Source organism: Carboxylicivirga sp. (assembly GCF_982718395.1).
The window spans coordinates 25,099-36,251 of sequence record NZ_CEXQWX010000053.1; the positions used below are offsets into that span (position 1 = coordinate 25,099).

At 38.3% G+C, this 11,153-nt stretch carries 9 protein-coding genes; all 9 read left to right on the forward strand.

All coding sequences use genetic code 11. The annotated features are described in order from the left end of the window. Positions 1-1,924 (forward strand): Gldg family protein (locus AC4MRQ_RS11700; protein ID WP_491197856.1); only part of this gene is annotated, 1,924 nt, incomplete at its 5' end. A 269-nt stretch (positions 1,925-2,193) separates the two neighbouring features. Then, positions 2,194-3,390 carry a thioredoxin family protein gene (locus AC4MRQ_RS11705; protein ID WP_491197857.1) on the forward strand — a complete coding sequence of 399 codons (1,197 nt, stop codon included), beginning with the start codon at positions 2,194-2,196 and terminating at the stop codon, positions 3,388-3,390. Positions 3,391-3,530: 140 nt separating this feature from the next. After that, on the forward strand, positions 3,531-4,298 hold the full coding sequence (locus AC4MRQ_RS11710) for a hypothetical protein (protein WP_491197858.1): 768 nt from the start codon (positions 3,531-3,533) through the stop codon (positions 4,296-4,298). Positions 4,299-4,334: 36 nt separating this feature from the next. Further along, positions 4,335-5,072, forward strand: a complete 738-nt coding sequence (locus AC4MRQ_RS11715) for a hypothetical protein (protein ID WP_491197859.1) — start codon at positions 4,335-4,337, stop codon at positions 5,070-5,072. 217 nt (positions 5,073-5,289) lie between these two features. Beyond that, positions 5,290-6,564: a thioredoxin family protein gene (locus AC4MRQ_RS11720; protein WP_491197860.1), complete on the forward strand. Its 1,275-nt coding sequence runs from the start codon at positions 5,290-5,292 to the stop codon at positions 6,562-6,564. Between the two features lie 74 nt (positions 6,565-6,638). Continuing rightward, positions 6,639-8,636, forward strand: a complete 1,998-nt coding sequence (locus AC4MRQ_RS11725) for an FG-GAP repeat domain-containing protein (RefSeq protein WP_491197861.1) — start codon at positions 6,639-6,641, stop codon at positions 8,634-8,636. 223 nt (positions 8,637-8,859) lie between these two features. Then, a complete protein-coding gene (locus tag AC4MRQ_RS11730) occupies positions 8,860-9,324 on the forward strand; it encodes a hypothetical protein (protein ID WP_491197862.1) in 465 nt (154 codons plus the stop codon). A 75-nt stretch (positions 9,325-9,399) separates the two neighbouring features. Continuing rightward, positions 9,400-10,101: a TlpA family protein disulfide reductase gene (locus AC4MRQ_RS11735; protein WP_491197863.1), complete on the forward strand. Its 702-nt coding sequence runs from the start codon at positions 9,400-9,402 to the stop codon at positions 10,099-10,101. 3 nt (positions 10,102-10,104) lie between these two features. After that, positions 10,105-11,153: FG-GAP repeat domain-containing protein (locus tag AC4MRQ_RS11740; RefSeq protein ID WP_491197864.1), on the forward strand; the 1,049-nt coding region annotated here is incomplete at its 3' end.

The following is an 11,153-nucleotide window of genomic DNA, read 5'->3' on the forward strand; positions in this document are numbered from 1 at the left end:
TGGTAAATATTTTGCTATGATTGGCTATTGTCTGATTATGGCATTGACCCTTATCATCTTTATGTTTGCAGGTGGCTTGTCTATCGAATCAGCCGATTTTGGACTGGTTACTGCCGGCATATTAGCTTTCTTCCTGTTAACAGCTGCTTATTCGGCCATTGGCTTGTTTATTTCCAGCCTTACCTCATACCAGGTGGTGGCAGCTATTGGTACACTGGCCACATTAGCCGGATTAAACTACGTGAATCAAATTGGACAAGGTATCCCCATTATCAGTGATTTGACCTATTGGCTGTCGCTTTCAGGACGTACCAATTACATGACCAATGGGCTAATTAGCTCAATGGATGTAATTTATTTCCTCATTATTATTACCATGTTTTTGGCTTTCGCAGTCATCAAAATTTCATCAGGACGCATTGTTGGTCACTGGTGGGCAAAGGCACGTAATTACGTATTATTATTCGGAGCAGCTATAGGTTTGGCCTATGTGAGTTCACGTCCGGCTCTAATTGTATACTTTGATACAACAGCCACTAAATTCAATACGCTTACCGATGCCAGCAAGGATGTGGTAAATAAAATGGATGGTCCTGTTAAAGTGACCAACTATGTGAATATAATGGATATGACCTCTTTCAGGGCATTACCAAGGTCACAAAAAAGTGACTTGAAGCGTTTTGACAATTACCTTCGTTATTTACCTCAGTGGGAGATGGAGTATGTTTATTTCTGGGATACACTTACCATTGGTGATTACTATTTCCAGAATAACCCGGGACTGAGTCTTGAAGCGGTAGCCAGAAAGTCAGCCGAGACATTCGACTATGACTTTAACTCATTATTGAGGCCGGAACAAATTAAACAACGTATCGACTTGAGTGCAGAAGACAACCAGTTTGTACGCGAAATAACATTTAATGGTAAATCAACCTTTTTACGGATGTATGATGATATGCGAGTTTATCCTTCAGAGTCGGAAACATCTGCAGCCTTAAAACGATTGATAACAGATGCACCAAAGGTTATTTTTGCAGCGGGTCATGGAGAGCGCGACTTTGAAAAGAGCGGAGACAAGGAATACCAACAGTCGATGACAGCCAGAACATACCGCGAGTCCATGATTCAAAAAGGTTTTGACTTTGCACGTGTTGACTTGGTAAATCAATCTATACCAGCCGATGCTGCCTTTTTAGTGCTGGCCGATCCACAGAGTGCTTATACAGATGAAGAAATTCAGAAAGTGACTGATTTTATTGATAAAGGTGGCAACCTGTTGCTTTTGGCTGATGTAAACAGTGCCGAATTTATGCAACCAATTGTTGCTTATCTTGGCATTAACTTCGTAGACGGACAATTACTTCAGTCTAATCAAGGCTTTGAACCGGATTTCATTTTAGCTGATTTTGCAGAAGGTGCCAAAGCAGTGACAAATAATACGGCTGAATACATCCATAAATCGAAGAAAGTTTCAATGCCGGGAGCAGTCGCATTGGAAGCTTCTGGCGTAAATGGATTCTCACTAAATACATTATTGGAAGTTCGGTCATCTGATACAAAGTTGCAGGATGCCGACGGTAACCAACAAGTGATAACAGCACCTGTTGCTCTTGCCCTGAACCGTAATTTTGGTAAGGCACAGCAACGAGTGATGGTAGTAGGTGATGCCGATTTCCTTAGTAACGTGGAACATTCCCGGAATATGGGACGAAAAAATGTTAATGCTACCATTGTTGGCGAAATATTTGGTTGGTTCACGGGTGCTGAATTCCCGGTTAATGCACAAAGAGATGAAGTAAAGGATGTGAAGGTACATGTAACAAAAACCGGAAAATTGATTGCTAAAATCATTTTAATTGGCATAATACCAGGCCTCTTATTAACATTTGGAATGGTAGTGCTTATAAAGAGAAGAAAAAAGTAAGTTTAATCTATAGAATTCCTTAGGTAGATAAGGAAGAGAGACTAAATAACTAAAGAAAATTTATCGGGTGACTGCTTTGTTGAAAGACAAATTGGTCACCCGATGAATCATATAAATAGGTTTGTAGCTTATTAGCCAAGCTGCAAATCGCTATCAGCTTAATTTATTAACCAAAATAACCCATCTGGCGTCACCCATATTTTAGAGGAGCGTGTTATGGTTTCATATTAACAGAAATTACATCGTTAAATAATCAAATATCAACAAAAATGAAGAAGTTACTAATATTGGCTGTGGCAGGTCTTCTAAGTTTCAATGCTTTTTCGCAAGGCATGGAGTTTTTCCATGGTACCTGGGAAGAATGTAAAGCAGAAGCTAAGAAAGAAAATAAAAAAATCTTCATCGATTTTTATACTAAATGGTGTGGACCATGTCGTGCAATGGCCAAAAATGTGTTCCCACTGCCTGCGGTTGGAGAATTGTACAACAAGTATTTTATCAATTATAAAGTAGATGCCGAAGTTGGTGAAGGACCGGCATTAGCAAAACAATACAATGTAAAGGGATACCCAACATTTATCTATGCCGATGCTGACGGGAATTCAATTTATGAAGGTTCGTCGATTGGCGCCGGTGATGAGGAAGGTTTTATCCGTTTGGCAAAATTGGCACTTGGTTTAGAAGAAAAAACATGGGCCTGGTACGAGGAAGAATACAACAATGGCAATCGTAAAACAGAATTTTTAGAAGCATACTTTAATGCGCGCATGGCAGAGAAGAGCATGCCTCCATCTGTAGATGATTTCTGGGATTTATATACCTCTTATCCTGAAGCAGAGCGCTGGGAAGGTAAACCTTTACAAATGGCATTTTGGCAGGCACGTTATGGCAATAAGTTCTATGAATTGGTTAAGAATAATAAAGATAAGTTTCCTTTATTAAAAGATAGCCACAGTGCTGTTGGCTGGATTTGTTCATCATTTTATAACACTATGCGGGGTGAGGTTAGCCTGGATGAGATGTATAATGGAATAAAAGCTGATTTTCCAACTTATGCTGACCAGGCACGAGAATTATTTGATGCGGATATGTTGCGATTCGAGGGAAAGCCAAATGAACATGTGGTGCAAATGATGGCTTATAAAGATAAGTATGGTGAACCTTTGCAGTTTAGTTTTATGGTTGGTTTTTCAAGTCTGGGAGCTACCGAGTTAAAGCCGGAACACGCTGATTTTATTCGTCAGTATTACACTGAGGGTTTGAACAGTGATCCGGTGCACTTCTTCTCGGTTGGAGCCTATACCTATCTGACTTACAAAGCAGGTAAAAAAGAGGAAGCAAAAGAGTTGGCACAGAAATTTGCCGGGGAGGCTGAAAAGTATAAAGATTCTAAAAAATCGGCCTGGGCATATGGTACCATTCAAAAGCTATTGAATGACGAAACTCCGGTACCAATGAGTCGTTAATGACCTTAGTTCGATATAAAATTAAATATCATACCCGGTCTCTGAAAATAGTGATGGATTTATAGTCTATTATCTGAAGAGACCGGGAATATGGTTTCAATGAATCATGAGAAGCTAGCCAAATTAAAAAATGATAAGAAATGAAAGTACTTAAGTTATTATTAGGATTGTTCTTCGTTTGTAGTACTGAAAATTTACCTGCTATCATCAAAAATTCTGATCAGGATGTGGTTGATAATGGCAGAAGCACTTCAAAACTGCTAAGATCCGTAAAGTCAGATTATAAAACCACTTTTTACGACTACAACAAGGATTCTACCATACATATCATTAAAGAAGAGTCTAATGGCAAAATACGCAGTGAACGGAAGTTTTTCTATAAGGATGGAAAAATAGCTAAAACAATTTATAAGGATTCTAACGATTCTGAATCAAAGACAGTATTTGAATACAAAGGACATCTATTGCTAAAAAAAACGATTTATGATCAAAATGAGGTTGTTGCTATAGTTGAGAATTTTTACGACGAGAACGATCAACTGATTAAACAAATTGAAAAACTGGAATGGAATAACGAAGCGAATAAACAAACAAGAGTCATTGATATTCATAAAGTATCCGGTAAAAATGAACTGGAGATTAAATACAACGGTGTTCTTAATTTTATTGTAACATATGACGAGAAAACAAGTCCTTTATCAAGCATTAAAGGATACGCGGAAGCTTATGTAACTCAATTTTATGGTATTGCCAATAATATTCTAAGTTGGAAAAGAATAAACAAAAATGGAGAAGCGACCATTCAGACCATTGATTTTATTTTCGATTCAAACGGGAAATATCCTTTAGAGTCGACCAAAAGGAATGGTGAGCGGGTGATTTGTCAGGAAATCTATTCCTACAAATAAGAATTTAATTGAAGTGTTAAAGCTAAAAGATAAGTTATGAAGATATTATGGACTATAATGTTTACAATTCTGCTATACGCGTGTAACAAAAACGAAGTTAATGCAGAAGGGAAATTGCTACAATCTTATGTCGTTAATGACGAGTGGGAAACGACCTACCATTATAATGCTGACAATACCCTAAAGGAATTAGTATTCAAAACTGACGGAGAAGAACAATACAAGGAATTGTTTACCTATAAAAATGGTAAAATTGTTGAATCACTGAAGCAATGTACTAATGGAGAAACGACGGTTAGTAAAAAATACGAGTACAAAGGTGATTTAATTGTTAAGCAAATTGAGCACACCAATGAAAGCTCCATAAGAATCTCCTATTTTGAGTACAATAAAAATAACTTCCTGGAAAAAATTACCACAAAAGAATCCATTAATGGTTATGAAAAATCGACAACCACAACCATTGAGAAGTTGCCTGAAGAAAATAAAATCCGTGTCAGCAGAACAAATATTGCAACTCATATTATCACTCATGATGATAAGGTAATGCCAGAAGCGCTGATATCGGGGTATCGACCAATAGTTCGTATCAACAATAATGGTATAGCCGGAAATATGCTATTGACAGAAATATTTGTTGGAGATGAATGTACCACAACAATTAAAACAGCTATAGAATTCGATTCAGATAATGTTACTGTCCTAAACTCCGAAACGACGTTTGAGAGTACTCAAATGAATGAAATACAGGAGTTTAAATATAATTACCGATAGTGCAATTAAATCAATTGAAAGATAGAATTACTTGTTTGGGTAGAATTCGAGATTGTTTTTAAAAGCATTTTTCTTCTGATATAGAAAAATTAGACTTACACAATTATACCAAAACTGAAGTATTAACCTTAATTAACCTTGATTGGCTGACTCTTAACCGCTTTTAAAATTAAAATACCCGTCCTTGTAAACGTTAAATAATCAAATATCAACAAAAATGAAGAAACTACTATTGTTGGCTGTGGCGGCCATATTAAGCCTGGGTACTTTTGCTCAGGGTATCGAATTTGAACACGGAAGTTTTGCTGAAGCATTGGCTAAAGCAAAAGCTGAAAACAAACTATTGTTTGTTGATTTTTACACCACCTGGTGTGGACCTTGTAAGAAGATGAGTAAGGACATTTTTCCACGTGAAGAAATTGGTACTTTCTTCAACAAAAACTTTGTATCCTTAAAGGTGGATGCAGAAAAAGGTGAAGGTCCTGAATTGGCTAAGAAATATGAAGCCAAAGGATTTCCAACTATGATTTTCTTTAACCCTGATGGAACAGAAAACAAACGTTTAGTTGGAGCAACACCTGATGCTGCTTTTTTCTTAAGTTTTGCCAAACAGGTAACTGGCGAAGAAACACCATTCTTGGAGCGTTATGAAGCATACAAAAAGGGTAATCGTAACCTTGATTTCGTAAGAGATTTAATCTTGGGAGGCGGTGTGTATGCATCAACTTTACCTCGTGAAGAACAGGGACCGTGGTATGAGAAATTTGCTGAAATGGCAATGTGGTATTTTGTGGTAAAGCAGCCACATGAAATGATGAACAAAGAAGATTTCCGCATCATCTCTATGTACCTGGACGGCCCAAGTAATGGTAATCCGTTTGTAGAGCATATCTACAACAACTATGAAGCTTGGGCGAAGATAATTCCAAACGCAGATCTGTCGATGTTTATTTTCCGCACCAACAACCAGTCAATGCACCAGTCATATCAGGATGGTAATCTGAAGTGGAAAGAATATCTGGAAGCCATTTATGGTCGATTGGATAAAGTTTATAAAGATACACCTGATGCAGAACAGGAGGATTCTTATCAGGTTATGAAGTTTGTCTGTGAGGCAGGTTATTGTTTGGCAACAAAAGATCTCGATGGCTATATGGATTGGCAGGATAAGTATTTTGCCTACGAAAAGGAAAAAGGAACCCTGGAAGCTTTTAGCTACTCCATAGGACCAGGTAATATGTACCATTCGGCCAAAGATATTATCACACCTGCTCAGGCCAAGCGTGCTTTGAAACGCTTGAATGCAGGGGCTAAAAAATACCCGGACAACACGAGCATCTGGAGCTCAAAAGGTGATTACTCTGCTTTAATTGGCGACAAGAAAGCAGCCGTTGAATGTTACAATAAGGTAATTGAGCTGACAAAAGATAATGCCAGATCAGCTGAGTACTATAAGAATCAGATGACTGAGAAGATAAGTGCTTTAAAGTAGCCAGAAGAATATAGTCAGTGGTCAGTAGATACAAAACTACTGTCTGCTGACTAACCACTTAAAACTAATCAATCATGAGACTAATTATCACCATATTACTTTCAGCTATGATGCTGAACCCCTTTGCCCAGAACCCTGATGAAGATAAGATCAGAACAACCAATCTTCCGGCCTTCAAAAAACTAAAAATAACCAATATTTCGGGAGCTGTGGAACTCTCACAACCACAGTGGATACAAGGTTCAAAGCAAGATATCAGAGTAGAAAAACATGGATTAATCTATCCTGCACTTTTCGATTGGAATAAAGATGGAAAAAAGGATTTGCTTTTGGGTGAGTTTGAAACCAGTGATACCCTAAGCAACATCAAAGTATATATCAATGAAGGAACGAAGAAGAAACCGAAATTTACTGGTGAATACTTCTATGCTACTGATATTAACGGTAAGCGAATTGCTAATAGCCAGTGGTGTTGCATCGGAATTCATCCGCGACTAATTGATATTACCGGCGATGGCTATTTAGATATCATTTCGGGTCAATATAATCCGGGAGCTATTTCTTTATGGAGAGGCTCAAAAGATGGTTTTCTGCCGCGTGAGTTCATTGAACAGGAAGGCTGGCAGGTTGATGAAAGAAAAATACAAGGCATCAAAGAAGCAAGGCACAGGACTCTGCGCGGTGCAGCACCATGGGAACCAGGCCATCTGATGTACTGGAATTATACCACCACCGATTTTGCAGATTTTAACGGCGATGGATTACTCGATCTGTTTGCCGGGAGTTCCTCAGGTATGCGTGTAGCCATAAATATTGGAACGAAAGAAACACCAAAGTTTGGAATCAGAAAAGATTTATATCACGTCAATGGCGACATTTTAACACGCAAGAAACCTTCAGAAGACGAAGTTAAAAGAAACAGGGAAATGGGCCAATACACCAATTATTCAGGAACAGGAAAAGCCTACTTAAAGCCCATAGATTGGGATAACGATGGTGTTTTAGACATCTTAATGACCGGTGGATATTACGAAAAAGGTTATGCGGCGGTTCATTTTTATAAAGGAGTCCAGACTGATAAGAGATTACGTTTTGAAAATTACGTACCTCTGTTTGTAGCTGAAGACGGCTCTAAAGAGTTGCCTGGAGTACAACCAATGTTAACAATAGCTGACTATAATAATGATGGCATCAAGGACTTAGTGATTGGTACATCAGTGCCGACAGTGAACGGTTTTGAGGCCGATGATAAAACTTCCTGGGGTTGGAACAGGGACTTTGGTATTCAAATGCCGGGAAAAGATGCAGGTAGAGCTATTGAATATTCAGGCGGCTTTGATAAAGTGAAAGAGAAGATAGAAAAGAATCCTGCTGAAGCAAGCTACTACATGGGTAACCTGAAAGACTTCAAATATCTGACCTTACGACATCGAGGCTATGTATTTGTAATGTATGGCAGCAAACCTAAAGCAAAAGCTGAAAAGGCTGAAAAAATAATTGCTGGTGAGGCTTTTAAACCTAAAAAGATTGAGGTCGACACTAAATTGGCAAACTCTTATGAACATGTTTCATATGAAGTTGTGATTCCTAAAAGACTTGGATATAGACCAAGTGAAGCAGTCGTTAAAATTACATTTGATAAAGGCTGGCATGGTTATGTTGATAATGAGAAAAACAAGAAAGATCATTTCATCCCCACCAATGTTACATTTAACTGGCCTGAGTGGCTTGAGCCGGTAGGGGAACTTCAAATGCCAAAAGTATCAATTAAAGGAGGTGCCGAAGTATATAAAGGAACAGTTACATTTAAACAAAGCTTTAAAATAAAAAGACTGGAGCCTAAAGGTGTTTCAAGGCCGGAACGCATCGACTTTGAAAAGGCAACGGACGAAGAAAAAGAGGCTTATCAAAAGCAAATGAATGTTTATTTTGAAGCTTTGGGAAAATTGCCAAGAGCACCTGAACAGTTTGAATTGGGCATTGATATTGCCTGGCAAACGTGTGATGAAAATATGTGCCTGCCACCTGAAACGATTAATGAGAAAGTAATACTTAAGCAAAGTATGTATTAGTTACTACTGTCAGGTCAAGCACACGGTTTTGGGCTAAATCCCTTTCTCACTTTTCGTATCTTCCCAAGGGGAGAGAACTGAAAATGAATCCGAAGAAATAGCTTCCCTCCCGCATTATGCGGGAGGGAAGTACCTGAAAGGCGAGGGGGAAATTAAATACCCTAAATATTGTACTTGAATTGACACTAGTGCTTACAATGAATTAATACTAAAATATTGCACTATGAAAATACAGAACTATATAATTCTCATAGCTATATCAATACTGCTTATTAGTTGTAACCAACCTATTGCTTTGGATGATCCCAATGTACAGGGAACAGGACCCGGAGCAAAAGCGGTAATTGAAAAAGCAGAAGCTGCTTTAGAAGGAATTACTTCTATTTCTGCAGTTATGGAATCTACTAAAGATTCTGAAATGTACGGCTTTGAAAAAACTTATAACGGAAAACTAATTATTGAATTTGCCGGAAAACCTGGTTCGATGGGTAACCGTTGGTTTGAAGCCAAACAGTCAATGAAAGGAAAAGATAAACACATAAAAGGAGTTATTACCAAAGACGGGTTAAAAGAATTACACATTTTAAAGAAAAAAGTAATAAAAGGTGATGCAACAGCTTCATCAGGTACTATGATTGCAAGTGCTTTTTCATCTGTTTTTGGCGATGAGACCTTTTTTGCAGGTTAAAAAGATTATACTAAGCGGGTATTTTATAAACAACACCCACAAAAGCAGTATGTCTTTTTAGAAGCTATTGAGGATGTGTTTGGCAATGATTGTTACGTAATTCAAGCTTATAACCCGGATTTCGATCGACTAAAATTCAGATACTACTTTGGTGTAAAAAATGGATTGTATTATGGAAATTCAACCGAAGTTGATGGTGAAGACGGCAATCAAATTTCAAAAACGTTAATCAAGGAATTAACCATCAATGGTGAATTGCCAACATTTGATCTGGAAGTTCCTGAAGATTTTGAAGTTGAAATGTGGGTTGCTCCCTGGGATAAAAAAAGTATGGGAGTTGGCATGCAGGCGCACAATTGGACGCTTAAAAACCACAAGGGTGGAGAACAAACACTTTCTGATGAGTATGCCAATAATATTGTATTATTAGACTTTTGGGCAACCTGGTGCGGACCTTGTAAAGCGAAAATGCCTTTTATTCAGAAAATGCATGAAAAGTACAAAGACAAAGGCTTAAAAGTTATTTCTGTACTGTCTGGTGATGTTGGTCATGAAAAGCAAGCTGCTGAATACATTAAAAAGTACAATTACACTTTTGATTTAGTGTATGGTAATAATGAGTTATCCGATAAATATAAGATTCGCTTCTTGCCAACAGTTATGATGGTCGACAATACGGGTAAGATAATCTTCTTCAGAGATACAGTAGGCGCAAATGACGGCATCGATGAAAAAGTTGAATTGGAAGAAGCAATTAAAAAAGCATTAAACCTATAAATTATGAAAATAGTATCAACAATATTACTGCTGGTAGCTAGCATGGGTCTGTTTGCACAAGATCGTGCTGAAGACACTGAAAAGACCAGCAACTTCCCTAAAATGCGGAAGATGGTGGCAACTGATATTCCGGGAGCACCTGCACTTGGACAACCGCAGTATTTGAAAGGAACAAGCAACGAAATACGCGTAGAGAAGCATGGTCTCATTTATCCGGTTTTTTACGACTGGAATAAGAACGGTAAAAAAGACTTATTGTTAGGCGAGTTCGAAACCGGTGAGACCGGATCTTATATCAAAGTATATTTAAACGAAGGTTCCGATAAAAAGCCAAAGTACTCGGGTGAGTATTTTTATGCTACAGATGTTAATGGTGATACCATTACTAATCATCAGTGGTGTTGTATTGGTATTCACCCTCGGTTGGTAGATATGGATGGTGATGGTCACTTAGATTTGTTATCAGGTCAGTATAATCCCGGTTTAATCTCTATGTGGCGGGGCTCAAAAGACGGTTTCCAGCCACGTGAGTTTATCCCACAGGAAGGTTATGCAGAAAATGCCCGCTTAACACATGATGATGCGCCCTGGAATCCGAAAGCTAATACCTATTGGAACTATACTTCTGCTGACTTTGCCGATTTTAACGGCGATGGTTTATTGGATCTTTTTGTTGGTGGATCGGATGGATTCCGTGTAGCACTAAACGTTGGAACCAAAGAAAAACCGGCCTTCGGTCTTCGTACATACCTTTACCATGTGAATGGCGATATTCTTAACGTTGGAAAACCTTCGCAAGAAAAGGTTGACGAATATCGCTCACAGGGCATGTATCCAAATATGTCGGGCGCTGGTAAAGGCTACATGACGCCAATTGACTGGGATGGTGATGGTGTATTAGATTTATTGGTAACTCACGAATATTATAAAAAAGGCCACAATCCAATTGAATTTTTCCGTGGTATAGAAACTGATAAAGGCCTTCGTTTTGAGCAAGCTAAACCATTGTTTACCGAAGCCAATGGTGAAAAAGCAATGCCGGGCTGTCAGCC

Coding starts and splice junctions, on each gene's coding strand:
- AC4MRQ_RS11705 (WP_491197857.1), top strand. CDS start 2,194: ATGAAGAAGTTACTAATATTGGCTGTGGCAGGTCTTCTAAGTTTCAAT.
- AC4MRQ_RS11710 (WP_491197858.1), top strand. CDS start 3,531: ATGAAAGTACTTAAGTTATTATTAGGATTGTTCTTCGTTTGTAGTACT.
- AC4MRQ_RS11715 (WP_491197859.1), top strand. CDS start 4,335: ATGAAGATATTATGGACTATAATGTTTACAATTCTGCTATACGCGTGT.
- AC4MRQ_RS11720 (WP_491197860.1), top strand. CDS start 5,290: ATGAAGAAACTACTATTGTTGGCTGTGGCGGCCATATTAAGCCTGGGT.
- AC4MRQ_RS11725 (WP_491197861.1), top strand. CDS start 6,639: ATGAGACTAATTATCACCATATTACTTTCAGCTATGATGCTGAACCCC.
- AC4MRQ_RS11730 (WP_491197862.1), top strand. CDS start 8,860: ATGAAAATACAGAACTATATAATTCTCATAGCTATATCAATACTGCTT.